General features: G+C 72.4%; 25 protein-coding genes. 12 read left to right on the top strand and 13 right to left on the bottom strand.

Annotated elements, in window-relative coordinates; translation table 11 throughout:
- Positions 1–18 precede the first annotated feature (18 nt).
- From ygfZ to AC5WAM_RS22175, 3 genes are read right to left on the bottom strand one after another with little or no spacing between them, the layout of a single operon-like run.
- The gene (gene ygfZ / locus AC5WAM_RS22185; protein WP_366791181.1) at positions 19–984 is read right to left on the bottom strand and encodes a CAF17-like 4Fe-4S cluster assembly/insertion protein YgfZ; all 966 of its coding nucleotides are present in this window, start codon (positions 982–984) and stop codon (positions 19–21) included.
- 34 nt (positions 985–1,018) lie between these two features.
- Positions 1,019–1,531 (bottom strand): Fur family transcriptional regulator, encoded by a 513-nt coding sequence (locus tag AC5WAM_RS22180; protein ID WP_366791180.1) that lies wholly within the window; start codon positions 1,529–1,531, stop codon positions 1,019–1,021.
- Between the two features lie 17 nt (positions 1,532–1,548).
- Positions 1,549–2,121: a heme-binding beta-barrel domain-containing protein gene (locus AC5WAM_RS22175; RefSeq protein WP_366791179.1), complete on the bottom strand. Its 573-nt coding sequence runs from the start codon at positions 2,119–2,121 to the stop codon at positions 1,549–1,551.
- A gap of 245 nt (positions 2,122–2,366) precedes the next feature.
- Here AC5WAM_RS22175 and AC5WAM_RS22170 point away from each other — a divergent pair, with 245 nt between their 5' ends.
- On the top strand, positions 2,367–2,624 hold the full coding sequence (locus tag AC5WAM_RS22170; protein ID WP_366791178.1) for a DUF3099 domain-containing protein: 258 nt from the start codon (positions 2,367–2,369) through the stop codon (positions 2,622–2,624).
- Between the two features lie 88 nt (positions 2,625–2,712).
- Here AC5WAM_RS22170 and AC5WAM_RS22165 read toward each other — a convergent pair whose 3' ends face one another.
- The 7 genes from AC5WAM_RS22165 to AC5WAM_RS22135 all read right to left on the bottom strand — a co-directional run bounded on the left by AC5WAM_RS22165 (position 2,713) and on the right by AC5WAM_RS22135 (position 7,662).
- Positions 2,713–3,000: a DUF1416 domain-containing protein gene (locus AC5WAM_RS22165; protein WP_030686692.1), complete on the bottom strand. Its 288-nt coding sequence runs from the start codon at positions 2,998–3,000 to the stop codon at positions 2,713–2,715.
- Between the two features lie 37 nt (positions 3,001–3,037).
- Positions 3,038–3,883: a sulfurtransferase gene (locus AC5WAM_RS22160; protein ID WP_366791177.1), complete on the bottom strand. Its 846-nt coding sequence runs from the start codon at positions 3,881–3,883 to the stop codon at positions 3,038–3,040.
- A gap of 141 nt (positions 3,884–4,024) precedes the next feature.
- Positions 4,025–4,105: a putative leader peptide gene (locus AC5WAM_RS22155; protein ID WP_361843195.1), complete on the bottom strand. Its 81-nt coding sequence runs from the start codon at positions 4,103–4,105 to the stop codon at positions 4,025–4,027.
- A 254-nt stretch (positions 4,106–4,359) separates the two neighbouring features.
- Entirely contained in the window at positions 4,360–5,112 is a 753-nt protein-coding gene (locus AC5WAM_RS22150) for an LmeA family phospholipid-binding protein (protein ID WP_495518570.1), read from the bottom strand.
- 146 nt (positions 5,113–5,258) lie between these two features.
- Positions 5,259–6,539 carry a hypothetical protein gene (locus AC5WAM_RS22145; RefSeq protein ID WP_366791175.1) on the bottom strand — a complete coding sequence of 427 codons (1,281 nt, stop codon included), beginning with the start codon at positions 6,537–6,539 and terminating at the stop codon, positions 5,259–5,261.
- 2 nt (positions 6,540–6,541) lie between these two features.
- The gene (locus AC5WAM_RS22140) at positions 6,542–6,796 is read right to left on the bottom strand and encodes a MoaD/ThiS family protein (protein WP_138960471.1); all 255 of its coding nucleotides are present in this window, start codon (positions 6,794–6,796) and stop codon (positions 6,542–6,544) included.
- A gap of 20 nt (positions 6,797–6,816) precedes the next feature.
- Positions 6,817–7,662 (bottom strand): alpha/beta hydrolase, encoded by an 846-nt coding sequence (locus AC5WAM_RS22135; RefSeq protein WP_495518569.1) that lies wholly within the window; start codon positions 7,660–7,662, stop codon positions 6,817–6,819.
- 320 nt (positions 7,663–7,982) lie between these two features.
- Here AC5WAM_RS22135 and AC5WAM_RS22130 point away from each other — a divergent pair, with 320 nt between their 5' ends.
- Both AC5WAM_RS22130 and AC5WAM_RS22125 read left to right on the top strand, forming a co-directional pair.
- A complete protein-coding gene (locus AC5WAM_RS22130) occupies positions 7,983–8,786 on the top strand; it encodes a response regulator transcription factor (protein ID WP_366791173.1) in 804 nt (267 codons plus the stop codon).
- A 23-nt stretch (positions 8,787–8,809) separates the two neighbouring features.
- Positions 8,810–9,835, top strand: coding sequence for a LacI family DNA-binding transcriptional regulator (locus AC5WAM_RS22125; protein ID WP_366791172.1), 1,026 nt, complete (start codon positions 8,810–8,812; stop codon positions 9,833–9,835).
- A gap of 78 nt (positions 9,836–9,913) precedes the next feature.
- On the opposite strand, the gene AC5WAM_RS22120 is transcribed toward AC5WAM_RS22125, so the two are convergent.
- Entirely contained in the window at positions 9,914–10,168 is a 255-nt protein-coding gene (locus AC5WAM_RS22120) for a ribbon-helix-helix domain-containing protein (RefSeq protein ID WP_037826732.1), read from the bottom strand.
- A 584-nt stretch (positions 10,169–10,752) separates the two neighbouring features.
- Between AC5WAM_RS22120 and AC5WAM_RS22115 the strand changes: the two genes are divergently transcribed.
- The 6 genes from AC5WAM_RS22115 to abc-f all read left to right on the top strand — a co-directional run bounded on the left by AC5WAM_RS22115 (position 10,753) and on the right by abc-f (position 16,954).
- The gene (locus AC5WAM_RS22115; protein ID WP_495518568.1) at positions 10,753–11,025 is read left to right on the top strand and encodes a hypothetical protein; all 273 of its coding nucleotides are present in this window, start codon (positions 10,753–10,755) and stop codon (positions 11,023–11,025) included.
- 162 nt (positions 11,026–11,187) lie between these two features.
- Positions 11,188–11,616, top strand: a complete 429-nt coding sequence (locus tag AC5WAM_RS22110; RefSeq protein ID WP_366791170.1) for a hypothetical protein — start codon at positions 11,188–11,190, stop codon at positions 11,614–11,616.
- A 116-nt stretch (positions 11,617–11,732) separates the two neighbouring features.
- Positions 11,733–12,767: a S1C family serine protease gene (locus AC5WAM_RS22105; RefSeq protein WP_495518567.1), complete on the top strand. Its 1,035-nt coding sequence runs from the start codon at positions 11,733–11,735 to the stop codon at positions 12,765–12,767.
- 261 nt (positions 12,768–13,028) lie between these two features.
- Positions 13,029–13,769 (top strand): response regulator transcription factor, encoded by a 741-nt coding sequence (locus AC5WAM_RS22100; RefSeq protein WP_366791168.1) that lies wholly within the window; start codon positions 13,029–13,031, stop codon positions 13,767–13,769.
- Positions 13,766–15,214, top strand: a complete 1,449-nt coding sequence (locus tag AC5WAM_RS22095; protein ID WP_495518566.1) for an ATP-binding protein — start codon at positions 13,766–13,768, stop codon at positions 15,212–15,214. Before AC5WAM_RS22100 ends, AC5WAM_RS22095 begins: the two co-directional genes overlap by 4 nt.
- A gap of 120 nt (positions 15,215–15,334) precedes the next feature.
- On the top strand, positions 15,335–16,954 hold the full coding sequence (abc-f, locus tag AC5WAM_RS22090; protein ID WP_495518565.1) for a ribosomal protection-like ABC-F family protein: 1,620 nt from the start codon (positions 15,335–15,337) through the stop codon (positions 16,952–16,954).
- A gap of 29 nt (positions 16,955–16,983) precedes the next feature.
- Here the strand turns inward: abc-f and AC5WAM_RS22085 are convergent, their stop codons facing one another.
- Together AC5WAM_RS22085 and AC5WAM_RS22080 are read right to left on the bottom strand one after the other, a co-directional pair.
- Complete coding sequence (locus AC5WAM_RS22085; RefSeq protein WP_495518564.1) at positions 16,984–18,219, bottom strand: LmeA family phospholipid-binding protein; 1,236 nt, start codon at positions 18,217–18,219, stop codon at positions 16,984–16,986.
- Between the two features lie 80 nt (positions 18,220–18,299).
- Positions 18,300–20,147, bottom strand: coding sequence for a bifunctional metallophosphatase/5'-nucleotidase (locus AC5WAM_RS22080; RefSeq protein ID WP_495518563.1), 1,848 nt, complete (start codon positions 20,145–20,147; stop codon positions 18,300–18,302).
- A 156-nt stretch (positions 20,148–20,303) separates the two neighbouring features.
- Here AC5WAM_RS22080 and mshD point away from each other — a divergent pair, with 156 nt between their 5' ends.
- From mshD to AC5WAM_RS22065, 3 genes are all read left to right on the top strand, one after another.
- The gene (gene mshD / locus AC5WAM_RS22075; protein WP_366791163.1) at positions 20,304–21,263 is read left to right on the top strand and encodes a mycothiol synthase; all 960 of its coding nucleotides are present in this window, start codon (positions 20,304–20,306) and stop codon (positions 21,261–21,263) included.
- A 286-nt stretch (positions 21,264–21,549) separates the two neighbouring features.
- Positions 21,550–23,823, top strand: a complete 2,274-nt coding sequence (locus AC5WAM_RS22070) for an RNA degradosome polyphosphate kinase (protein WP_138960486.1) — start codon at positions 21,550–21,552, stop codon at positions 23,821–23,823.
- Positions 23,804–24,892, top strand: a complete 1,089-nt coding sequence (locus AC5WAM_RS22065; protein WP_495518562.1) for a CHAD domain-containing protein — start codon at positions 23,804–23,806, stop codon at positions 24,890–24,892. Before AC5WAM_RS22070 ends, AC5WAM_RS22065 begins: the two co-directional genes overlap by 20 nt.
- Positions 24,893–24,900 lie beyond the last annotated feature (8 nt).

Raw genomic sequence — 24,900 nt, 5'->3', positions numbered from 1 at the left:
AGGGCCCGAGCCCGAGGGCTACGGCTCGACCACGGTCTCCTGGGCCGCGGCGGTGGTGCCCGCCATCAGCTCCGCGTCCACGGGCACGTTCCGCTTCACCAGGGCCAGGGCGATCGGGCCCAGCTCGTGGTGGCGTACGGACGTGGTGATGAACCCGAGCTTGCGGCCGTCGGGGCCGTCCGCGGCGAGGTGGAGGGGCGTGCCGTGCGTCGGCAGGTGCACCTCGCTGCCGTCCAGGTGCAGGAAGACCAGGCGGCGCGGCGGCTTGCCCAGGTTCTGCACGCGGGCGACGGTCTCCTGCCCCCGGTAGCAGCCCTTCTGGAGGTGCACGGCGGTGCCGATCCAGCCCAGCTCGTGCGGGATGGTGCGGTGGTCGGTCTCGAAGGCGAGCCGGGGCAGGTGGTGCTCGACGCGCAGCGCCTCGTGGGCGAGGAGCCCGGCGGCGGGGCCGTGGGTCTCGGCGAAGGCGGGCAGGTCGGCGCGCGGCAGGAAGACGTCGCGGCCGTGCGCGGTCTCGCGTACGGCGACGCCGTCGGGCAGGGCGGCGATCGACCCGGCGGGCAGGTGCACGACGGCGAAGTCCTCGGTGCGGTCGGCGACTTCGACGCGGTAGAAGAACTTCATGCTCTCCAGGTACGCGATGAGCGCGTCCTGGGTGCCGGGCTCGACGTGCGCCCACATCGTCTCGCCGTCGTCGACGAGGTAGAGGGCGTGCTCGATGTGCCCGTTGGCGGAGAGGATCAGCGCCTCGGTGGCCCGGCCCGCCGGCAGGTCGCTGACGTGCTGGGTGAGGAGCAGGTGCAGCCAGCTCAGCCGGTCGGCGCCGGTCACGGTGACCACGCCGCGGTGCGAGAGGTCGACGAATCCGGTGCCGTCGGCGAGGGCGCGCTGCTCACGGAACAGGTCGCCGTAGTGGGCGGCGACGCCTTCGTCCACGCCCTCGGCGGGGACGGCGCCGGGCAGGGACAGCAGAGGGCTCTTCATGTTCACAAAGACTACGACTCGCGGAGCCCCGTGTTTATTTCTCCCCCTGGCCCTCGCCACCGGTCTGCGCCGGGGCCGCGCCGGGGTCCTCGGGGGCTTCGGCGGGGCCGTCCGCCGCACACGTGCCGCACCGGCCGAAGATCGCGAAGTGCTTCAGGTCCGTGTCGAAGCCGAACGTCGCGCGCAGCTTCTCGGTGAAGTCCGCGGCGACGTCGAGCTCGGCCTCGATGACCCGCGTGCAGTCCCGGCACACCAGGTGGATGTGGTCGTGGCGGTCCGCGAGGTGGTAGGTGGGCGCGCCGTGCCCGAGGTGGGCGTGGGAGACGAGCCCCAGCTCCTCCAGGAGCTCCAGGGTGCGGTAGACGGTGGAGATGTTGATCCCCGACGCCGTCCTGCGGACCTCGCAGAGGATGTCGTCGGGGGTCGCGTGCTCAAGGGCGTCGACGGCCTCCAGGACGAGCTGGCGCTGCGGCGTCAGACGGTATCCGCGCTGCCGCAGGTCGCTCTTCCAGTCCGTCGCCGTGCCGTCCGGGTCGGTGGTCACCACACCCCTGAGTGTAGGGACTACTTGAAGAAGGCGATGCCGTCGTCGGGCAGGTCGCCCAGGTTGCGGGCCATCTCGGCCACCTCTTCGGGGGAGACGACCTTCTTGAGCTGGGCCGACATGTAGGGGCGCAGCGGCACCTCGGGGGTCTGCTTCTCGCCGACCCACATCAGGTCGCTCTTCACATAGCCGTACAGGCGCTTGCCGCCGGTGTACGGGCCGGAGGCCGCGGTGCGGGCGACGGCGTCGGTGGCCAGGTCGATCTGCGGCTTCTGGTCGGCGAGCTCGCCGTACCAGACCTCGACGACGCCGTCCTGGCGGACCATGACGACCTCGACCTTGCGGTCCTTGTCGACGCGCCAGAAGCCGGACTCGGACTCCAGGGGCTCGGTCTTCTTGCCCTCGGCGTCGAGCACCCACGTGTGCGAGTGGTACTCGAGGAAGTCCCGCCCGTCGTGCGTGAAGGTGACCTCCTGGCCGAAGTTCGCCTTGGCGGAGCCGGGGAAGTCGGTGACGCCCGCGCCCTCCCAGGTGCCGAGGAGCCAGACGAGGGGGACGAGGTCGGGGTGCAGGTCGGACGGAATCTGGATCATGGGTTGCTCAGGAGTCTCTCGTGGGGGTCCCGGATGGGGGTCAGCGCTGGCCCTGGTACAGCTTCTTCACTGCCAGACCGGTGAAGGCGAGAACGCCGACGCAGACCAGGACAAGGAGTGCGGAGAAGAAGGCCTCAAGCACGGGGTGCTCCTCGGTGAGCTGTGGTGAGCGGTAACAGAGCCAGGCTCCACTGTAGTGGGGACGCGCGGCCGCTTCTCGGCGAGGTCCGCCGTACGCTGGACGTATGTACGCGCGCCGGCGTCATGTGTACTTCGCCATGATGGGCACGTGCCTCGCCCTGTTCGTCCTGGCCTGGGGCGTCGTGCGGCTCTGGTCGGTCCCGGTCGCGGTCGGGATGTGCGTGGTGGCGATGGTGATCCCCCCGCTCGCCGCCATGGTCGCGAACCGCCGGGGCCCCGAGGACCGCTGGTGGGACGACCCGTCCGGGGACCCCAAGTCGGACGAGTGGTGGGACGAGCTCGACGGCAGACGCCGACCCTAGGCGCGGAGCGCCGATGGAGCCGCGCACAGGCCGAGGGCCGCACCCCCTGGCGTCCAACCCCTGGGTGCGGCCCCGGCCGGGAAAGGGCTCAGACGGCGATGGCCACCTCGGCGAGCCCGCCCTTCTGGGCGACCACGGTGCGGTCGGCACTGCCGCCCGGCACCAGGGCCCGCACGGTCCACGTGCCCTCGGCGGCGTAGAAGCGGAACTGACCGGTCGCCGAGGTCGGGACCTCGGCGGTGAACTCGCCGGTCGAGTCGAGCAGCCGGACGTAGCCGGTCACCGGCTCGCCGTCGCGGGTCACCTGGCCCTGGATGGTGGTCTCACCGGGCTTCGCCGTCGAGGCGTCGGGGCCGCCGGCCTTGGCTCCACACATGACGTACTCCTAGGAATGAAGGGGAAGGGGCGGCGGACTACTTGTTGGCGCCGAGTTCGATCGGCACGCCGACGAGGGAGCCGTACTCGGTCCAGGAGCCGTCGTAGTTCTTGACGTTCTCGACGCCGAGCAGCTCGTGCAGCACGAACCAGGTCAGGGCCGAGCGCTCACCGATGCGGCAGTAGGCGATGGTGTCCTTGGCCAGGTCGACCTGCTCGTCGGCGTAGAGGGCGCGCAGCTCGTCGTCCGACTTGAAGGTGCCGTCGTCGTTGGCGTTCTTCGACCACGGGATGTTGCGGGCGCTGGGCACGTGGCCGGGGCGCTGCGACTGCTCCTGGGGCAGGTGGGCCGGGGCGAGCAGCTTGCCGGAGAACTCGTCGGGCGAGCGCACGTCGACCAGGTTCTGCGCGCCGATCGCGGCGACGACGTCGTCGCGGAAGGCGCGGATCGAGGAGTCCTGGGGCTTGGCCTTGTACGACGTCTCGGCGCGCTGCGGCACCTGGGAGCCGTCGACCAGGTCGCGGGAGTCCAGCTCCCACTTCTTGCGGCCGCCGTCGAGGAGGCGCACGTCCTGGTGGCCGTAGAGCTTGAAGTACCAGAAGGCGTAGGACGCGAACCAGTTGTTGTTGCCGCCGTAGAGCACGACGGTGGAGTCGTTCGCGATGCCCTTGCCGGAGAGGAGCTTCTCGAAGCCCTCCTGGTCGATGAAGTCGCGGCGGACCGGGTCCTGGAGGTCCTTGGTCCAGTCGATCCGGATCGCGTTCTTGATGTGGTTCTTGTCGTACGCCGAGGTGTCCTCGTCCACCTCGACGAGGACGACCTTCGGGTCGTCGATGTGGGCCTCGACCCAGTCGGCGTCTACCAGGACGTCGCTGCGGCTCATGCGTTTCTCCTCCGGAGCAGGTGCGGCGAAGCTGAACGGTGAGGTGCGGGTACGCGAATGCGGGGAGGCACGGGCGCACCGCACGGGATGGCCCTGACGGCGGTCAACGGGCCGGGGGAATACGGGAGTCGGGCATCCCGCTCAGAGAGCGCGACAGAGCATGGCGGCGACGCGGCACAGGTCCACTGCCCGCCGCTTCGTGAGATCCGCCTGTCGGTGCATGGGTCCGATCGTAGGGACGCCGACACGGCCGTGTCACCGCAATGTCGGATGCTGAGACGATTTCGTCCAGCATGTGATCGGAGTATCGCTTTCCGGCCGTCGGCGGGGGCGCGCCTGCCCGTTCCCACGGGAGGGGCGCGGGTCCGCCATCTGAAGGGCGGACACCTTCGTCTCGTACTACGGACAGCGCCCGGGGCGGAACCGGCGCGCCGGAGGAATCCGGAGGACGCGGTTCAGGACACCAGGTCCATGTTTCAGGACACCAGGTCCACGTTCTCGCCCTTGACCACCACGTCCACCCCGTCCGGCGCGGCCTGCACCGTGTCGAGCTGGATGCCGCCCGGCAGGTCCGAGACCTTCTCCTGGAAGTCGGTGACGTCGCGGACCAGGCCCTCGGGCAGCGGCACGCTGACCCCGAGCACGTTCAGCTTGTCCGGGATCTTGTCGGCGTGCACGCGGATGGTGTCGCCCTCGACGCTGACCGTGCTGAGCACGTCCACGGGCTCGGGCAGCTTCGTGCCGCCCTTGCTGACCTCGACCGAGACCTTGATCTTGCCGTCGCCGCCGTCGGAGAGGCCGACGACCTCGCCCTTCGCGCCGAGCGGCAGCTCGACCGGCTCGGCCTTCGCGGCCTTGAGGAGCTCGTCGTAGGAGATCCGGGCGACCCCCGCGGCCCGGTCGGCGGTGGCGGAGCTGTAGTCGCTGGAGAAGTCGACGCCGTGCATGGTGGCGCTGAGGTCGGCGACACGGATGGTGTCGCCGTCGGACTTGGCGTCGTAGTCCTTCATCGTGATCTCGACGTCGTCGAGCTTTCCGCCGATGACCTGGGTCAGGAACGGGAAGCCCTTGATCGACACGTCCGGCGTGCTGCTGAGCCCCTCCTGGGTCTTGATCTTGTCGGCCGCCTCGCTCTCCGCGTACGAGACCGCGAAGCGGTCGGCCGCGACGAAGAGGCCGCCGAGGACCACGACGACGATCAGGAGTATGCGTATCGCGCGCTTGCTCATGCCTGGATTCCCGTTCCCCCGCCTCAGAGTCAGTTGCCGCGAGCCTAAAGGACGGGTCCCCGGCCGGAGCGCCCGGCCGGGGACTCGTCGAACAGCTGTGACGATCGCCTCGTACCCGTTCGAAACGGCCGGGCGAAGGCCGCGGATCAGCCGATGGCCCGCCCCAGGAGGTACACCGCGGGCGCCGCGGCGGCCAGCGGCAGCGCGACCCCCGCGGTGAAGTGGACGAACCGCGACGGGTAGTCGTAGCTGGCCACCCGGTGCCCCACGAGCGCGCAGACACCGGCGGCGAGGCCGAGCAGCGCGCCCTTCGAACCGAGGTCCGTGGGCCCGCCGACCGCGATGCCCGCACCGGCCGCCGCGAGCAGCGCCACGACCACGGACGCCGGGGTGGGCAGCGGCAGCGCGCGGGCGAGCACGGCCGCCGCGACCGCGATGCCGCCGACGGTCGCCGCCTCGTGCACGGCGGCCAGGTGCCCGGCCGCGATGATCGTGAGCGCGCTGGAGGCGACAGTCGCCATCAGGCCGTACATCCGCTCGTCGGCACCGGCGCGGCTGCGCAGCTGGAGCACGAGGACGAGCAGCACCCAGACGCCGAGGGTGCCGAGGATCGCGGCCGGGGCGTTGCCCTCGCCGGTGGCGAGCAGCGCGGCGTCGGCGACGAGCCCGCCGAGGAACGCCAGCGCGATGCCCTGCCGGGCGGGCCACATGCCGTTCAGCCGGAACCATCCGGCGGCGGTCACGGCCTGGAGGAGCACCAGCGGTACGAGCAGCGCGTACTGCCCCATCGCCGCGCCCCCGGCAAGGAGCAGCCCGAGCACCGCCGTGAGCGCGGCGGGCTGCATCCCCGGCTCGATGATCGGCGACCGCCCCTCGGCCCGCGCCCGCTGGGCATCGGTGACCCGAGCGTTCCCGGTGGTGGTGGCGGGCCCGTAGGAGGGCCCGGCCTCGGGCGCGACCTCGGCCTCCGGCCGGGGCTCCGCCACTTCCTCTGTGGGCGGCTGGTACCCGCCCACCCCCTCTGTGGGCGGCTGGTCCGCCCAGGGGGCGGAACCGGAACGGGCGGGCACAGCGTGGGCGCCCTGGTCCGTGTACGGGGGCTGGACGTAGGCGGCCTCGGGAGCCGGGGCCCACTGGTCGGCGGACTGCTGCGGCAGGTAGGCGGTCTCGGTCACGTCGGCGACAGGCATCGGCGCGGGCTGGATCTGCGTCTCCCAGGTCTGCCCCTGCCACTGCTGGGTGTAGTCCTGGTGGTCCTGCTGCCCCGCGTACGGGTCCTGGTACCCCCACTGCTGCTGGTACTGGCCGTCGCCGTGCGGCGACTGCGGCTGCGCCACCTGCTGCTGGTACGGGTCATAGGGGTCGTACCCCTGCTGCCCCGGCTGCGCCCGGTACGGGTCGTACCCCTGGTGCGGCTGGTCGCTCAACGTCATCCTCCTGCGAACGGCGGGAGCACCTCGACCGTGCCGCCCTCGGCCAGACGTACCGTCTCATGGGCGCGCGTGCCCACGGGGTCGCCGTCGATGAGGAACGAGCAGCGCAGCAGGACGCGCTCCAGTTCCCCGGGGTGTCGCGCGCGGGCCGCGCTCAGCGCGTCGGCCAGCGTGGCCTCCGCGTACGGCTCCTCGGCGAGGCCCGCGGCCGCCTTCGCCGCGGCCCAGTACCGGATCGTTCCGGCTGCCATGGTGCCCCTCCTGCCACTCGTCACTCGGCGGTTGCCGACGTCCATGATGCCGTGGCCCAGTCGGCCATCCGCCCCAGGAGCGCGTCGTCCGCCGCGTGCTCCGCGTGGCCCATGCCCGCTTCCAGCCACAGCTCGGCCGCGCCGGACGCGGCGGCGGCCAGCATCCGGGGATGGTCGACGGGGAAGTACGGGTCCCGGTCGCCGTGGACGATCAGGAGCGGGGTCGGCGCGAGCAGCGGCACGGCCTCCGTCGGCGACAGGGGCACCGGGTCCCATTCGCGCGGATGGATGCGGGTGCGCAGGCCGAGGCGGCTCACGGCCCGGCCCGCGGGCCGGGTGACCAGCCAGTGCAGCCGCCGCATGGGCGCCGTGCCCCGGTAGAACCAGCGGGCCGGAGCACTGACCGCGACGACGGCGTCAACCCGCGCTTCCGTGCGCCCCCCGTGCAACGCCGCGTGGCGCAGGACCACGGAGCCGCCCATGGAGAAACCGACGGTCACCACGCGCGTGTGCCCGAGCGAGCGCGCCCAGGCGACGGCCGCCGCCACGTCGAGCACCTCGCGGTCGCCGACCGTGGACCGCCCCGCGGAGGCCCCGTGGCCCCGGAAGGAGAACGTGACCACGGCCGCACGCTGGGCGAACACCCGCGCCGCCCGCCGCACGTGCGGCCGCTGACGGTCCCCCGTGAAGCCGTGCGCGACCACGATCGCGGGCCCGCCGACCGGGCCGGGGCCCGGGTCGTACGCGGCATCGAGACGTACCCCGTCCGCCGTACGGAGCGTGGTACGCAGCGTTGCGCTCCGCTGAACGCGAGTGATCGGGGGCACAGAAGATCGCGCCGTCTGACCTGCCGGACCGGAACTCATGTGGGCTATTCTGCTGCGCAGAGGATCCGGGCAACGCAGCCCCCGGGTCCTTTCGTGCTTTCCGGGCCGGTCCCACGGGCCGCGCGGAACGCCGTCGGTAAACGTAGCCTCAAGACCGGCGAGCACGGACGCCTCCCCGGGCGCGGGAGGTGTAGCAACGTACGAAGCAGTGCCCCCACGTCCTCGCACGGGACCCGAGGAGGAACCGACGTAATGGGCGAGCGAAACGTGCACGGCGACCGGCAGGTCCGGCCGACCCCCCAGGCAGGAGGGGGGTCCCCCCTGTTCGAGCGAAGCCGAGAACTCGGGGGCGGATCGCGATGAGTTCCCTGCTGCTCCTGACCAACGCCCTCCAGCCGTCGACGGAGGTGCTCCCCGCCCTCGGTCTGCTCCTGCACAACGTGCGGGTGGCCCCCGCCGAGGGCCCGGCCCTCGTGGACACCCCCGGCGCCGACGTCATCCTCGTCGACGGGCGCCGCGACCTGCCGCAGGTCCGCAGCCTGTGTCAGCTCCTGCGCTCCACCGGACCCGGCTGTCCGCTGCTCCTCGTCGTGACCGAGGGCGGCCTCGCCGCCGTCACCGCCGACTGGGGCATCGACGACGTGCTCCTGGACACCGCGGGCCCGGCCGAGGTCGAGGCGCGCCTGCGCCTGGCCATGGGCCGCAAGGAGATCACCGCCGACGACTCCCCCATGGAGATCCGCAACGGCGACCTGTCCGTGGACGAGGCGACGTACAGCGCGAAGCTGAAGGGCCGGGTCCTCGACCTGACCTTCAAGGAGTTCGAGCTGATCAAGTACCTCGCGCAGCACCCGGGCCGGGTCTTCACCCGCGCGCAGCTGCTCCAGGAGGTCTGGGGCTACGACTACTTCGGCGGCACCCGCACGGTCGACGTCCACGTACGCCGGCTGCGGGCGAAGCTCGGCGTCGAACACGAGTCGCTCATCGGCACCGTGCGCAACGTGGGCTACCGCTTCGTCGTCCCGGAGAAGCCGGAGCGCGCGGAGAAGGCCGAGAAGACCGAGAGCAAGCGGACGCCCCCTTCGTCCGCTTCGTCACGGCGGCCCTCCGCGTCGGTGTCCCGGACGCCCGAGGAAGCGGCCGCACGCCCTGCTCAGGGCTGACTCCATCCGCGTAGACTGCGCGCGTGGCCAAGGTGACGCGGGACGATGTGGCGCGACTGGCGGGTACTTCGACCGCGGTCGTGAGCTACGTCATCAACAATGGACCCCGGCCGGTCGCCCCGGCCACGCGCGAGCGTGTCCTCGCCGCGATCAAGGAACTGGGCTACCGCCCGGACCGGGTCGCCCAGGCCATGGCGTCCCGCCGCACGGACCTCATAGGCATGATCGTGCCGGACGCGCGCCAGCCGTTCTTCGCGGAGATGACGCACGCGGTGGAGCAGGCGGCGTCCGAACGCGGAAAGATGGTCCTGGTCGGCAACTCCGACTATGTGGAAGAGCGCGAGACCCACTATCTGCGGGCCTTCCTCGGCATGCGGGTCTCCGGTCTGATCCTGGTCAGCCACGGTCTGACGGACCAGGCGGCGGCCGAGATCGACGCGTGGGACGCGCGCGTGGTGCTGCTGCACGAGCGGCCCGAGGCCATCGACGACGTGGCCGTGGTCACGGATGACGTGGGCGGTGCCCAGCTCGCCACCCGGCACCTCTTGGAGCACGGACACGAGTACGTGGCCTGCGTGGGCGGCACGGCGGCGACGCCCACCGTCGGCGACCCGGTCTCCGACCACGTCGAGGGCTGGCGACGGGCGATGCGCGAGGCGGGCCGGCCGACCGAGGGCCGCCTCTTCGAAGCGCCGTACAACCGCTACGACGCGTATCAGCTGGCGCTCGGCTTCCTGGGCGGTCCCGACCGCCCCACCGCGATCTTCTGCTCCACCGACGACCAGGCCATCGGTGTGCTGCGGGCCGCGCGCGAGCTGCGGATCGACGTGCCGGGCGAGCTGGCCGTCGCCGGATTCGACGATGTGAAGGAGGCCGGGCTCACCGACCCGCCCCTCACGACCGTCGCTTCCGACCGCCCGGCGATGGCCCGCGCGGCCGTCGACCTGGTCCTGGACGACGGCCTGCGGGTCGCCGGGTCGCGGCGCGAGCGGCTGAAGGTCTTCCCTTCGCGCCTGGTGGTGCGCCGCTCCTGCGGCTGCGAGGGCTGACGCCGGGACGGTGGCCGTCAGCCCCCGCTCCGGGCGACCGCGCGGCCGATGGGCCGGGAGCGCGGGCGACAGCGCGGCTCAGACCAGCCAGAGCTGGCGGACCGACTTGCCGTCGCGCGACTTGAGCAGGACCTCGTTGCCACCGGCCGACTCTCGCTCCACGAGATCCAGGAGCGCGACCGCTCGCCGGATGGTCTCGGTGATCGAGATGCCCTTCTGCTCCTTGTACCAGCGGAGCTTTGCCGCCGTCTCCGCGTTGATGTTCACGCTGAGGCGGGTGACTTGTGTGTCTGCCGCGGTGGTCGGCGTTTCGGTCGTGTTGTCAGCAGGCATGCCAGATCCCCTCAGATCCTCAGTAGGCAAAGATGTCGTGGGAGCTCCGGACACACGGCGGCCGGGCAGCTCTGTCCAGGGAATCCCCTGAGCGCTCCCCGAGCGATCGCAAGCATCGTGGCCGACCCCGGTGCCGCGGATATGGGCGCTACCTCTCACAGGTCCGCGCCGGCGCACCCCGTGCGCCAGAAAGCCAGGTCAGCGCGTGCCGACACCGGCTGGTCCCGCCGACGCACGCGCTGGATCTCATGGGGCCGGTAAGCGGCCGGTCAAGCGACCCATGACTTGCTCCTCCCAGCCGTGCCCGTCGGAACGTGGCTTCCATGTTGCCCTCCCGCACACATCGTGTCAAGCAAATCCGTACTGGATGCGCCTTGAGTACACTTCCAGTGTGCATCAGATCCACATCGAATGTGCTTCAAATGTTGAAATAGATCACATGGAATGTGCTAGCCTCGCTCAGGTGAAGCTTGGGGGTCCTGAGCTGTGGCACGGCCCCCTCGCCCACAGGGCGATCACCGGAGGGGGCACCACGGATGAATGAGCCGACACCTGCGCATGGGGCGCGCGGGAAGGCCCGGCACGTGGCCGTACAGCTCTGCTGCGCGACGAAGGTCGGACACCTCACGCCCTTCCGCGAATGGCACAACGAGCAGCAGCTCACCGAGGTGCCCGAACTGCCCGCCCCCTTCGGGGAGTTCATCGACACCGACGACGAAGACCCCGGCCTCGGCGGCGAAGTGCTGCTGCGCGAGGATGAACTGCCCCTGCCGGACGGCGAGATCTGCCGGATCGGCCCTCCCCTGCCGGTGGAGACCTGCGCCGCTGGGGGCCAGGGGTGCCCCGCACACGAGTAACGCGCATCCGATGGCACGAGTCACGGGTGGGGGCGGCAGCGCGGGGGTGCCGCCCCCACCCCGGCCCGCGCCCGACCCTGGAGGACGAGCAACCGTTGACGGACGCACCGATGTGGCGGCCGGGGCCGCCGGCACCCTGCTCGCCGGAAGGGGGAGGGTGCCGTGGCCACCGGACCCGGTGACGACCTGAGCGAGACCGAGCCGCCCTCGCGGGACGGGCTCGACCTCGGCTTCCTGCGCGAGCGCATCCAGCCCGGCGGCCCCGGCACCGGCCCCGCCCCCGAAGCCGCGCCGCCCGCCCTCGTCGAGGACCTGCCGCCCTCCCCCGCCGGCCTCGACACCGAGCACTGGCTCAAGATCAGCAAGCAGCGGCACATGAACGAGACCCGGCGCGTGCTCGCCCTGGGGCTCTTCTGGCTCGTCTGCGTCCTGGCGGTGGTCCCCAGCCTCGCCCTGGTCTTCAGCCACTGGACGCACTTCGAGGCCGACAACTACCGCGAGATGAGCCTCGTCTTCACCCCCGTGGTGGCCCTGGCCAGCGCGGCCTTCGGCTTCTTCTTCGCGAGCGACGAACGCAACCGCGACCTGTGACGCCCGGCCCGCGCCCCCGCCGGGCGCGCGGCCTTTATGTCGGGCAAACGGGGTTCTGCCGGGCTTCTCAGGGCGTGCTCAGCGGGCTCTCATCTACGGCCGTGATGCTCAGGTACATGACCGAGAGCTTCCGCCACAGCGGCGAGTACCACAAGGAGCAGTCCTCCCCTGGGCACTACGGCGGTACACAGGGCGCGTACCCGCCCCCGCCCGCCTACGAGCCGGAGCCCGCCGGGCCGCCCGCCGCCGCGCACCGGCGCCGCGCCAAGGGACCCGCCGCCCTGCTCGCCGCGGTCGCCCTCGCCGCCGCGGCCGTCGGCGGCGGCACCGCCTACGCCGTCCAGACCCTCACCGGCGACGACGGCGGGACCGGCACGAAGAACATCAACGGCACGAGCGTCTCCGCGGGCAGCAAGGGCACCGTCTCCGGCGTCGCCGCCGCCGTGACGCCGAGCACCGTCGAGATCAACGCCAGCGGCAACGCGGGCAAGTCCACCGGCTCCGGCGTGATCATCACCTCCGACGGCGAGATCATCACCAACAACCACGTCATCTCCGGCGCCACCTCGATCACCGTGCGGACCAGCGACGGCAAGACGTACCGGGCCAAGACCGTGGGCACCGACAGCAAGAAGGACCTCGCGCTCATCAAGCTGGAGGGCGCCTCCGGCCTGAAGGCCGCGAGCCTCGGCGACTCCGACAAGGTGCAGGTCGGCGACGAGGTCGTCGCGATCGGCTCGCCCGAGGGGCTGACCGGGACCGTCACCAGCGGCATCATCTCCGCGCTCGACCGGGACGTGACCGTGTCCGCGGACCCCGGCAAGGGCGGCGGCCAGGAGCAGCAGGGACCCGGCGGGGGCTGGCCCTTCGAGTTCGGCGGCCAGGAGTTCAACGGCGACACGGGGTCGTCGAAGACGACGTACAAGGCGCTGCAGACCGATGCCTCGCTCAACCCCGGGAACTCCGGGGGTGCCCTCATCGACATGAACGGGAACATCGTCGGGATCAACTCCGCGATGTACGCGCCGAGTTCCGGGGGCGGTGGGGCCGGTGGCTCCGGTGACTCCGGCAGCGTCGGGCTCGGCTTCGCCATTCCCGTCAACACGGTGAAGGCGGACCTGGCGAAGCTGAGGTCCGGGGCGGACGGCTGAGCCCTCGCGGGGCGCCCCAGGCCCGCCCCTTCCCGATCCGGGGGCTGCCGCCCCCGGGCCCCTGCCCTTGTCGGCGCTTCGCGCCTCGTCCTCAAACGCCGGACGGGCTGGACGGTGCCGCTTGCGGAGCCCCCAGGAAACGGGAAGGGGCGCCCGCGCGCGGAGCGCGCTCATGGACACAGTGGGGCGCCACCCGCGAGGGCCGTGCGACGCTGATACCGGCCCCGACCGCCCCGTACACCCCGAGGAAGACGAACACCCATGAGCCCCGCCGAAGGCGACCCGCAGCGGATCCTGATCGTGGACGACGAGCCCGCCGTACGCGAGGCGCTCCAACGCAGCCTCGCCTTCGAGGGCTACGGCACCGAGGTCGCCGTGGACGGCGCGGACGCCCTGGAGAAGGCGGCCGCGTACCGCCCCGACCTCGTCGTGCTCGACATCCAGATGCCCCGCATGGACGGCCTGACGGCCGCCCGCAGGCTCCGCGCCACCGGCTCCACGACGCCGATCCTGATGCTCACCGCCCGCGACACGGTCGGCGACCGCGTCTCGGGCCTGGACGCCGGTGCGGACGACTACCTGGTCAAGCCCTTCGAGCTGGACGAGCTCTTCGCCCGCATCCGCGCCCTGCTGCGGCGCAGCTCGTACGCGGCGGCCGCCGGGCAGGCGACGGAGAGCGACGTGCTCGCCTTCGCCGATCTGCGGATGGACCTCGCCACGCGCGAGGTGACGCGCGGCACGCGCACCGTGGAGCTGACCCGCACGGAGTTCACGCTCCTGGAGATGTTCCTCGCGCACCCGCGCCAGGTGCTCACCCGGGAGCAGATCCTGAAGGCGGTGTGGGGCTTCGACTTCGAGCCGTCGTCCAACTCCCTCGACGTGTACGTCATGTACCTGCGCCGCAAGACCGAGAGCGGCGGCGAGCCGCGCCTGGTGCACACGGTGCGGGGCGTGGGGTACGTACTGCGCGCGGACGCCGCGGGGACCGGCGGCCGCGAGTGAGGGGCCTGCCGAGCCGGCTGAAGGCGCTGCCGCTGCGCTCGCGGCTCGCGCTGCTCGTGACGGCGGCGGTGGCGCTCGCGGTCGCCGCGGCCGCGGTGGCGTGCTGGTTCGTGGTGCGCAACGTGCTGGTCAGCTCGCTGGACGACGCGCTGAGCGAGCGCCGCACCGCCACTCTCGACGACCAGGTGCGCAACCTGATCGACTCCAGCGGACGGTGCGGGCGCGCGACCATCGGGCGGCCCGACTCGCCGGACCTGTACCAGCAGGTCATCCAGGTGGTCGACCAGGACGGCAACGCGTGCATCGTCGTGGGGCGGCCGAGCATCACGCTGGAGCTCAAGAAGTCGGACACCGAGGTCGCGCTGCGCGAGCGCGACGAGGCGTTCCACGACGCCACCACCTCGGACGGCAAGAAGTACCGGGTCTACACGTACCCGATGCCCGGGCAGCCCCTCGCGGTCTCCATCGCCCGCCCCCTCGACGAGGTCCAGGACACCCTGAGCAACCTCGTCCTGGTGCTGTCCCTGGTGGCGGGCGTGGGTGTCGTCGGGGCGGGTGCCGCGGGCCTGTGGGTCGCGCGTACCGGTCTGCGCCCGGTGGACGAGCTGACGGCCGCCGTGGAGCACGTGGCCCGTACCGAGGACCTGGGTCTGCGCATCCCGACGGACGGGGCGAGCGACGACGAGATCGCCCGGCTCTCCCGGTCGTTCAACGCGATGACGTCGGCCCTGGCCTCGTCCCGCGACCTCCAGCAGCAGCTGATCGCCGACGCGGGGCACGAGCTGCGCACGCCGCTCACGTCGCTGCGTACGAACATCGAGCTCCTGGCCCGCAGCGAGGAGACCGGCCGCGCCATCCCGCCCGACGACCGCAAGGCGCTGCTCGCGTCGGTCACGGCGCAGATGACGGAGCTCGCCTCGCTCATCGGCGACCTCCAGGAGCTGTCGCGCCCGGACGCGGCGGGCGAGAGCAAGGTGCAGGTCGTCGCCCTGCACGAGGTCGTGGACACGGCGTTGCGGCGGGCCCGGCTGCGCGGCCCGGAGCTGACCTTCGAGGCGGACCTCACGCCGTGGTACGTCCGCGCGGAGCCGCCCGCCCTGGAGCGGGCCATCGTGAACGTCCTGGACAACGCGGTGAAGTTCGGCCCCGCGGGCACGGCCATCGAGGTCGCCCTGAAGCAGGGCGTCCTGACCGTGCGGGACCACGGCCCCGGCATTCCGCCGGACGAACTGCCCTATGTCTTCGACCGCTTCTGGCGCTCCCCCACCGCCCGCAGCCTGCCCGGCTCCGGCCTCGGCCTGTCCATCGTGGCCCGCACGGTCCGCCAGTCGGGCGGCGAGGTGACCCTGGGCCCGGCGCCCACCACGGGCACGGTGGCGACCATCACGCTCCCCGGCGCGCCCATGCCGCCGCCTGCCGCGCCTGACGCCCGCACGGACAGCTGACGAGACGTAGCGTCTTGCCATATCGGCGCGCGGGCGCTACGGTGAGGTCGTTGTCGAGACGGGACGTATCGTCTCTTCTGCTCGGCTCATCGATTCTGTCGTCCACGGAAGAAGCCTCATTTGCTCCCTGCACCCGCAGCACCCGCAGCCCGCACCGCCGCCTCGCAGCTCACGCTCACCGACGTCACCAAGCGCTATCCGGACCACGTGGTGCTCGACCGCGTCTCGTTCAGCGTCCGGCCGGGCGAGAAGGCCGGGGTCATCGGGGACAACGGCTCCGGCAAGTCCACCCTCCTGCGGCTGCTCGCCCAGGTGGAGCAGCCGGACAACGGCACGGTGACCGTTCTCGCACCGGGCGGCGTCGGGCACCTCACGCAGACCCTCGACCTGCCGGGCTCGGCCCGCGTCGGCGACGCCGTCGACCTCGCCCTGGCCGAACTCCGCGCCCTGGAGCGGCGCATCGAGGCCGCCGGGGCCCGGCTCGACGAGCGCGCACCGTCCTCGTACGAGGAGTACGCCGCGCTCGTCGAGGAGTTCGAGGCCCGCGGCGGCCACGGCGCGGACCGGCGCGTCGACGTCGCCCTGCGGCACCTGGGCGAGCACACCGCCCTGGACCGCGCGCGGCGGCTCGGCACGCTCTCCGGCGGGCAGCGCTCCCGTCTCGCCCTGGCCGCCACGCTCGCCGCCGCGCCCGAGCTGCTGCTGCTCGACGAGCCCACCAACGACCTCGACGACGAGGCCGTGGCCTGGCTGGAGGAGCGGCTGCGCGCCCACCGGGGCACGCTCGTCGCCGTCACCCACGACCGGACGTTCCTCGACCGCGTCACCGACACCATCCTGGAGGTCGACCATGAGACACGTTCCGTGCGCCGCTACGGCAACGGCTACGCGGGCCATCTGACCGCCAAGGCCGCCGAACGGGCCCGGAAGCAGCGGGAGTACGACCAGTGGCGCGCCGAGGTGGACCGCCAGTCGCGCCTCGCCGACTCCCACATCGGGCGGCTCGACGCGATTCCGCGCAAGGCACCGGCGGCGTTCAGCGGCGCGGGGGCCTTCCGCGCCCGGTCGCGGGCGCACGGCGCGATGAGCCGCATCCGCGACGCGCGCGAGCGCCTCGCGCGGCTCGCCGCGCACCCCGCGCCCCGCCCGGCCGAGCCCCTGCGGTTCACCGCGGCCATCGCCGGGGCCGCGGACCGTGCCGTCGAGCTCGCCGACGTGCGCGTGCCGGGGCGGCTCGCGCTCGACTCCCTGCACGTGCCCGCGGGCGGGCGTCTGCTGGTCACCGGACCCAACGGCGCGGGCAAGTCCACGCTCCTGCGCGTGCTCGCGGGCGAGCTCGAGCCCGAACCGGGCGCCACGGTGCGCAGGCCCGCGCGGGCCGGGCTGCTGCGCCAGGCCGAGGAGCCGTCGGCCCGGCCCGGCGAGACCCGCTCGGTGCTCGACGCGTTCGGCGCCGGCCGCGCGGACGAGCTGCTCGCGCTCGGCCTCTTCGCGGAGCGGGACCTGACCCGGCCCGTGCGCGACCTGTCCACCGGGCAGCGGCGGCGGCTCGAACTGGCCCGCCTGGTCAGCGAGCCGTACGACCTGCTGCTGCTCGACGAGCCGACGAACCACCTGGCCCCGGCCCTGGTGGAGGAGCTGGAGGCGGCCCTCGCGGCGTACGCGGGCACGGTGATCGTGGTCAGCCACGACCGAAGGCTCCGGGCGGCCTTCCCGGGCCCGGTCCTGCGCCTCGGCTGAAGCGCCGCCGGACGGCCGTCGCACCTCGGCTAGCCGAAGCCGATGCCGTAGCCCTCCACCTCCGCCCGGATCCCGTCCCGGCGCACCGTCACGTCGCGCAGCCCCACCGCCCCCTGCCCCGGCAGCTCCGGCAGCTGGAAGGCGAGCGACAGACGGTCGACGAGGACGGGCCGGGTGAGGCCGTCGAGGCCCTTGAGGAGGGCGGGGTCGAGGCCGAGCCGCCGGAGCAGCTCGGGGTGCTCCATGGCCACGTCCAGGAGGTTCAGGCGCATCACGTCGTCGACGAACCGCGGCGACCCGGTGAGGTCGTTGAGCTTCGCGTCGCTGCGCAGCGCCTCGCGCACCACCGCGTCGGGCAGCCCGAGGCGGTGGGCGATCGTGGGCACCGCGAGGAGCGCCTTGGCCCGGCCCGACTCACTGGCCACCCGGGCCGCGGACTTCCGGCTCAGATGCAGCCCTTCGGAGGGCCGCGCACCGGGCCGGTACGTCGCCAGGTCGCCGATGTCGAGCCGCATCCGGTCGATGTCCGTGGCCACGCCCCGCCGGCCGACGCGCTCGATGTGGGCGTCGGCGCGCACCTTCACGTCGTGCCCGGCGACGGGCAGGGTGCCGCGCGCGAGGACCTGGTCGCGGCCGTGCCCGGTGAACGTGACTTGCGAGGCGCCGAGTTCACGGTTCATGTCGTCGAAGGAGAGCAGCACCTCGCCGTGCATCTTGTCGATGAGGGCACCGGTGAGGGAGGTGGGCCCGTCGCCCTTGAGGGTCACGTCCGTCGCGGTCGCGGAGACCTTCGCGAGCGAGACGCGGTCGGCGGCGACGTCGGGGACGGTGACCTCGACCTGGTCGAGGCGCTGGTCAAGGACCTGGGTGAGGAAGGGGAAGCCCTCGATGTCGACCTCGGGCGCCGCGCTGAGGTTCAGCTGGTCCTTCAGCTTGTCGGCGGCCTCGTGTTCGGCGTACAGGAGCGCCCAGCGGTCGGCGAGGACGAGGAAGGCGGCGCCGACGGCGAGCGCGACGAGGGTCTTGGCGAGGAACGGAAGCCCGGCGAACCGGTTGCGACGGCGACGGCTGCCGCGCCGGTGGTTGGGGGGCGACCAGGGCTCGTCCTCGGCGGGTCCGCTGTCTTCCGCGAGGAAGTCGTCCAGCGGATTCGGCGCGAGTTCGGCCAGCTCTTCGTAGGGATTCGGCCGGGACGCGGCCTCGGATATGGGGGTTTGGGGGGAATTGCTATCGGTTGTTGTGACCATGCGGTGGGGGGAACGCATCGCTCGATCTCACCATACGTTCACACCCCACCCCAAGCTTCGCTCCGGAGAGCTACTTCACAACCGCTATCGCGCGGGCGCTACTTCACGACCGTGATCCGGTCCGCCTTCGGCGGCGCGATCGGCTTGGCCGCCGAGGAGTTCGCGGCGAAGTAGTCGTTGAGCGCCTTCAGGTCGTCCGCGCCGACCAGCGGCTTCGTGCCCTTGCCCAGCTCGGCGAAGCCGTCGCCGCCGCCCGCGAGGAAGGAGTTCAGGGCGACGCGGTAGGTGGCGCTCGCGTCCAGCGGCTGCCCGTTCAGCTTCACGGAGTCGGCGACGATCCGGTCCGCGCCCCTCTTCGTCATGTCCAGCGTGTACGTGAGCCCCTCGGAGATCTGGAGGATCTTCGGCGAGGCCTCGTTCGGGCCGCTGACCTGCTGGCGCAGGGCGGTCAGGAGCTGCGCGCCGGTGAGGTCGACGAGGTTCACGGTGTTGGCGAAGGGCTGCACGGTGAACGCCTCGCCGTACGTCACCACGCCGTCGCCCTCGCTGCCGCTCGCCTTGTGGACGAGGTCGGAGCGGATGCCGCCCGGGTTCATCAGGGCCACGGCGGCCTTCGGGTCCAGGGACTTGGCGTGTGCGAGCTGGGCGTCGGCGATGAGGTCGCCGAGCGGCGACTCGGGCGTCCCGGCGCCGCGGCCGGGGATGTCGCCGGAGATGTAGCCGACGGGCTTGTTGGCGATGGGCGCGGCCAGCTCGTTCCAGCGGTCGATCAGGCGCGTCATGTCGGCGGCCTTGGGCTGGGTGCGGCTGACGACGTGGTTGGCGGACTTCACGCCGGTGCGCACGATGTCCTTGGTCTTGCGGTCGTACGTCAGCGTGGTGTCGGTGTAGAGCTTGCCGTACGAGGACGCCGACGTGACCATGCGCGGCTTGCCCGCCGGGTCGGGGATGGTGCAGACGTACGCCTGGTGCGTGTGGCCGGTGACGAACGCGTCGACCTTGGGCGAGGCGTTCTTGGCGATCGCGGCGATCGGTCCTGAGATGCCGTCGCCCGCGCCCGGCGAGTCGCAGTCGTAGTTGTAGGCCTGGCTGGCCGGGGAGCCGCCCTCGTGGATGAGCGTGACGATCGACTTCACGCCCTGCTTGTCGAGGACCTTCGCGTACTTGTTGATCGTCTCGACCTCGTCGTGGAACTTCAGGCCCTTGATGCCGTCGGCCGAGACGATGTCGGGGGTGCCCTCCAGGGTCAGACCGATGAAGCCGATCTTCACGCCCTTGTGCTTCCACACGAAGTAGGGCTTGAGGAGGGACTTGCCGGTCTTCTCCTTCGTCACGTTCGCCGTGAGGTAGGGGAAGTCGGCGCCCTTGAACTTCTTGGCCCTGCCGCGCTCGTCCTTCTCGTAGCAGCCGTCCTTGGGGTGACAGCCGCCGTTCTGGATGCGGGACAGTTCCTCGGCGCCCTCGTCGAACTCGTGGTTGCCGACGCTGGAGACGTCGAGGTCCATCTTGTTCAGGGCCTCGACGCTGGGCTCGTCGTGGAAGAGCCCGGAGAGCAGCGGGCTCGCGCCTATGAGGTCACCGGCCGCCGCGGTGATCGAGTACGGGTGGCCCTCGCGGGCCGTGCGCAGGGAGGTCGCCAGATACTCGGCGCCGCCCGCGTCGATCTTCTTCTCCGTGCCGTCCGGCTGCTTCTCGGTGACCTGGCCCGAGGAGCCCGCGGGCGCCTGGAGGTTGCCGTGGAAGTCGTTGAAGGAGAGCAGCTGCACATCGACCGTGCGCTTCTGGCCGTGGTGACCCGCGGCCGCCATCCGGTCCTGACCCTGCTCCTGGCCCGCGGCGGCGGGCAGCGCGGCGGCGAGCGCGCCGACGGTGGCGAGGCCCGCCGTGAGGGCGAGCACCCGGGCGGCTCGGCGCCTTTGCCTGCGTGGCTGGGATGTGGCTGACACGTGTTCCCCTGGGGTGTGTGGACGACTGGGGCCGTGCGGAAGCCTATGGTCAACGCGCGTAGCGCAACAGAGTCCCGGTGGTTACAGCCTGATAGCCATTCACCGTCGCCCGGGCGCTGTCGTGCCGCCGCCGCCCTTCGACTTACCCTCGGATCCATGACAGACGAGACGCCCGCAAGGACCCCCGCCACCCTCCGCCGGATCGACACGTACGACGTGCTCACGGACGATCAGGCCACCGCCGTGCTCGCGCTCCTCGCGGACGCCGCGCGCACCGACGGACAGCAGGCCGTGTCCGAGCAGGGGCGGCTCCAGCTGCGCGGGGGCGCCCGGGAGGGCGTGCGCCATCTGCTCCTGACGGTCGACGGCGAACTCGTGGGCTACGCGCAGCTGGAGGACACCGACCCGGTGGAGGCCCCGGCCGCCGAGCTGGTGGTGCACCCGGCGCGGCGCGGCCACGGGCACGGGCGGGCGCTGGGCACCGCGCTGCTCGCGGAGTCCGGCAGGCGGCTGCGGGTGTGGGCGCACGGCGGGCACTCCGCCGCCCGGCACCTCGCGCAGGTGCTCGGCCTGACCCTGTTCCGCGAGCTGCGCCAGATGCGGCGGTCCCTCGACGGCCTCGACCTCGCCGAGCCGACGCTGCCCGAGGGCGTGCGCGTGCGGACCTTCGTCCCCGGTACGGACGACGCGGCATGGCTCGCGGTGAACGCGGAGGCCTTCGCGCACCACCCGGAGCAGGGCTCCCTGACGCAGCGGGACCTCGACGACCGCAAGGCGGAGCCGTGGTTCGACCCGGCCGGGTTCTTCCTCGCCGAGCGCGTCACGGACGCCGGTGCCGGTGCCGACGCCGGTGCCGAACTGATCGGCTTCCACTGGACGAAGACCCACGCGGCGGAGCGGCTCGGCGAGGTCTACGTCCTCGGGGTGCGGCCGGGCGCCCAGGGCGGCGGCCTCGGCAAGGCCCTCACCGCGATCGGCCTGCGCCACCTGGCCGCCGCCGGCCTGCCCACGGCGATGCTGTACGTGGACGCCGACAACAAGGCGGCGGTGAACGTCTACGAGCGCCTCGGCTTCAGCACCCACGAGACGGACCTGATGTACCGCACGGAGTCGTAGCCCGGCCGCGCGCGCAACACCGCGGCGTTCGGCGTCACTTGGCGGACAGCGCGGCAGCGAACCCCTGGCCGCGGGCGCCGCGTGGACGCCTGGGAGTCCCCATGCGCACTCCCAGGCGTCATGTCGGCGTAACCAATGATTCAGACAGGCTTGCGACGCTCAGGCAATGCAGCCCCCCACCGCGCCCGAACCGGCGCAGGACCGCGCGCGCCACAACGGCCGGGTCCGTCCCGCGCCCGCGCTCTCCGGCGCGCCCACCGGGGGTGTCGCGCGGAAGAATAAGACCATGAGCGAGCCCACCGCGCAGACCGAAGTCACGAGCCCCGACGCCGACGGCGTCCGGCACGCCCAGCCCTCCGTCGGCGCCCTCGCCGCGCACCGGCCGCACACGGTCGCGGCCGCCGTCTCCGACCTCGATCCGGACCTCGACGCCGACCTCGACGCGTACGACGAGGACGCCCAGGCGGGCCACGGCGGCGCCGCGCTGCCGCAGGGCCGCTTCCTGGACCGGGAGCGCAGCTGGCTCGCCTTCAACGAACGCGTCCTGGAGCTCGCCGAGGACCCCACAACGCCGCTCCTGGAACGGGCGAACTTCCTGGCGATCTTCGCCTCGAACCTGGACGAGTTCTTCATGGTGCGGGTCGCGGGCCTCAAGCGCCGCATCGCGACCGGCGTCGCCACCCGCTCGGCCTCCGGCCTCCAGCCCCGCGAGGTCCTGGAGCTCATCTGGAACCGCTCCCGCGAGCTCATGGCCCGGCACGCCGCCTGCTACCAGGAAGAGGTCGCCCCCGCCCTCGCCGACGAGGGCATCCACGTGGTGCGCTGGCACGAGCTCACCGACAAGGAGCAGTCCCGGCTCTACACGCTGTTCATGCAGCGCATCTTCCCGGTGCTCACTCCCCTGGCCGTGGACCCCGCGCACCCCTTCCCGTACATCTCGGGCCTGTCCCTGAACCTCGCCGTGGTGATCGAGAACCCGGTCAGCGGCCACGAGCACTTCGCCCGCGTCAAGGTCCCGCCGCTCCTGTCCCGCTTCCTGGAGGCCTCGCCGCAGCGCTACGTCCCCATCGAGGACGTCATCGCCGCGCCCAAGCACCTCCAGGAGCTGTTCCCGGGGATGAACATCCGGGAGCACCACATGTTCCGGCTCACCCGGAACGAGGACCTGGAGGTGGAAGAGGACGACGCGGAGAACCTGCTCCAGGCCCTGGAGAAGGAACTCATGCGGCGCCGCTTCGGGCCGCCGGTGCGCCTGGAGGTCGAGGAGTCCATCGACAAGGACGTCCTCGACCTGCTCGTGCGCGAGCTGAAGATCAGCGAGGCCGAGGTGTACCCGCTGCCGGGCCCGCTCGACCTCACCGGCCTGTTCGCCATCGCGGGCCTGGACCGGCCCGAGCTGAAGTACCCCAAGTTCGTCGCGGGCACCCACCGGGACCTCGCCGAGGTCGAGTCGGCGTCCGCGCCCGACATCTTCGCCGCGCTGCGCGGCGGCCACGACGTGCTCCTGCACCACCCCTACGACTCGTTCTCCACGTCCGTGCAGGCCTTCCTGGAACAGGCCGCCGCCGACGAGAACGTGCTCGCCATCAAGCAGACCCTGTACCGCACCTCCGGCGACTCGCCGATAGTGGACGCGCTCATCGACGCCGCCGAGTCCGGCAAGCAGGTCCTCGTCCTGGTCGAGATCAAGGCCCGCTTCGACGAGCAGGCCAACATCAAGTGGGCCCGCAAGCTGGAGGAGGCGGGCTGCCACGTCGTCTACGGCCTGGTCGGCCTGAAGACCCACTGCAAGCTGTCGCTCGTCGTCCGCCAGGAGGGCGACCAGCTGGTGCGCTACTCGCACGTGGGCACCGGCAACTACCACCCCAAGACCGCCCGCCTGTACGAGGACCTGGGCCTGCTCACGGCCAACCAGGAAGTCGGCGCGGACCTCTCGGACCTGTTCAACCGGCTCTCGGGCTACTCGCGCCGCGAGACCTACCGCCGCCTGCTCGTGGCCCCGCGCTCGCTGCGCGACGGCCTGATCACCCGCATCAACCGGGAGGTCCAGCACCACCGCGCGGGCCGCCCCGCCTACGTCCGCATCAAGGTCAACTCGATCGTCGACGAGGCCGTCATCGACGCGCTGTACCGCGCCTCGCAGGCGGGCGTCACCGTCGACGTGTGGGTGCGGGGCATCTGTGCGGTGCGGCCGGGCGTCGCGGGGCTGTCCGAGAACATACGCGTGCGCTCCGTGCTCGGTCGCTTCCTGGAGCACTCCCGGGTCTTCGCCTTCGGCAACGGCGGCGAACCGGAGGTGTGGTTCGGCAGCGCCGACATGATGCACCGCAATCTCGACCGCCGCATCGAGGCGATGGTGAGGGTCATGGCCCCGGCCCACCGGGCCACCCTCAACCGGCTCCTCGAGACCGGCATGTCGGACACCACGGCCTCGTGGCACCTGGGGGCGGACGGCAACTGGACGCGGCACGCCACGGACCCGGAAGGCCAGCCCCTGCGGAACGTACAGGAGATGCTCATAGACGCCCGGAGGCGCCGGCGTGGCACAGCAACACCATGAGATGACGGCGGGCGAGGCCCTGTCGGTCTACCTGCAGGACCAGGCGACCGAGTTCCTCCGCTCGCTGCGGCTGCACCGCGAGTCCTCCACGGACGCGCAGGGGGCCGAGGAGTCGCTCGCCGCGGCCCGCTCGCTACGGGGCGCCGCGCGCCGCGTGGGCGCCACGCTGCACACGTTCCGGCCCCTCCTGGACCAGGAGTGGACGGAGGGGCTCCGGCCGGAGCTGGCCTGGCTCTCGGGCACGCTGGCGCGCGAGCACGCCTACGCGGCACGCCTGGACCGGCTCCTGGGCGCGCTCCACCGCCTGTCGACCCCGGCCCCGGCCGTGCCCGCCGGACGCGTGGGGGACCCCCTGCCCGAGCGAAGCCGGGAGCCCGGGGAAGGGTGGGCCCAGCCCCCCGCGCCCCGCACCGGCGAGGCGCGGGCCAGACAGGGCACCAGGAAGCCCGCGGGCCAGCTCGCCGTGGGCGCCGCCAAGGCCGCCGCCCTCCTGGAGCGGCAGCTGACCCTGGCCCGCACCCGGGCCCACTCCGCCGCGCTCCAGGCCTTCGGCTCGTCCCGCTTCCACGCGGTCGCCGACAGCGTCGCCGTCATGGCCAGCGACGTGCCCCTGCGCCCGGCCCCGGACACGGATCTGAAACCCCTGGCCGCCCTGGCCGAGGCCCACCTCATGGAGGCGGTCGCCGCGCTGCCGCTGCTCCGCGCGGGCCACCCGTACAACGCCGAGGCCCTCGTCCACGGCCTGGCCGCGGACACGGCCCCGGAGGCCCAGGACGCACCCTGGCTGAAGGTCCGCTCCCTGCTGCGGCTGCACCGCTACGCCCAGGAGGTCCTCCTCGGCGCCGCCCCGCCGGACGCCCGGCTCGCGGCGGCGGGCGCGGCCCTGAACCGCCACCGCGAGGCGGCCGAGGCCGCCGCCGCGGCGGCCTCGGCGGCGCGCACCCCCCGCATCGCCCCGGCCACGGCGTACGCGCTCGGCGTCCTGCACGCCGACCAGCGCCACGAGGTGGAGGCGGCGAGGTTCGCGTTCCAGCAGGCGTGGCTGCGGGAGGCGGTCACGGCACCGTGACGACCTGA

This window comes from Streptomyces sp. JLYT201 (genome assembly GCF_059448825.1).
This window is presented reverse-complemented; position numbering and strand designations above follow the sequence as displayed.

Coding starts and splice junctions, on each gene's coding strand:
- AC5WAM_RS22175 (WP_366791179.1), bottom strand. CDS start 2,121: ATGATCCAGATTCCGTCCGACCTGCACCCCGACCTCGTCCCCCTCGTC.
- AC5WAM_RS22170 (WP_366791178.1), top strand. CDS start 2,367: ATGTACGCGCGCCGGCGTCATGTGTACTTCGCCATGATGGGCACGTGC.
- AC5WAM_RS22165 (WP_030686692.1), bottom strand. CDS start 3,000: ATGTGTGGAGCCAAGGCCGGCGGCCCCGACGCCTCGACGGCGAAGCCC.
- mshD (WP_366791163.1), top strand. CDS start 20,304: ATGACAGACGAGACGCCCGCAAGGACCCCCGCCACCCTCCGCCGGATC.
- AC5WAM_RS22120 (WP_037826732.1), bottom strand. CDS start 10,168: ATGCCTGCTGACAACACGACCGAAACGCCGACCACCGCGGCAGACACA.
- AC5WAM_RS22130 (WP_366791173.1), top strand. CDS start 7,983: ATGAGTTCCCTGCTGCTCCTGACCAACGCCCTCCAGCCGTCGACGGAG.
- AC5WAM_RS22155 (WP_361843195.1), bottom strand. CDS start 4,105: ATGCACCGACAGGCGGATCTCACGAAGCGGCGGGCAGTGGACCTGTGC.
- AC5WAM_RS22135 (WP_495518569.1), bottom strand. CDS start 7,662: ATGAGTTCCGGTCCGGCAGGTCAGACGGCGCGATCTTCTGTGCCCCCG.
- AC5WAM_RS22070 (WP_138960486.1), top strand. CDS start 21,550: ATGAGCGAGCCCACCGCGCAGACCGAAGTCACGAGCCCCGACGCCGAC.
- AC5WAM_RS22105 (WP_495518567.1), top strand. CDS start 11,733: ATGACCGAGAGCTTCCGCCACAGCGGCGAGTACCACAAGGAGCAGTCC.
- AC5WAM_RS22150 (WP_495518570.1), bottom strand. CDS start 5,112: ATGAGCAAGCGCGCGATACGCATACTCCTGATCGTCGTCGTGGTCCTC.
- AC5WAM_RS22160 (WP_366791177.1), bottom strand. CDS start 3,883: ATGAGCCGCAGCGACGTCCTGGTAGACGCCGACTGGGTCGAGGCCCAC.
- AC5WAM_RS22100 (WP_366791168.1), top strand. CDS start 13,029: ATGAGCCCCGCCGAAGGCGACCCGCAGCGGATCCTGATCGTGGACGAC.
- AC5WAM_RS22140 (WP_138960471.1), bottom strand. CDS start 6,796: ATGGCAGCCGGAACGATCCGGTACTGGGCCGCGGCGAAGGCGGCCGCG.
- ygfZ (WP_366791181.1), bottom strand. CDS start 984: ATGAAGAGCCCTCTGCTGTCCCTGCCCGGCGCCGTCCCCGCCGAGGGC.
- AC5WAM_RS22085 (WP_495518564.1), bottom strand. CDS start 18,219: ATGCGTTCCCCCCACCGCATGGTCACAACAACCGATAGCAATTCCCCC.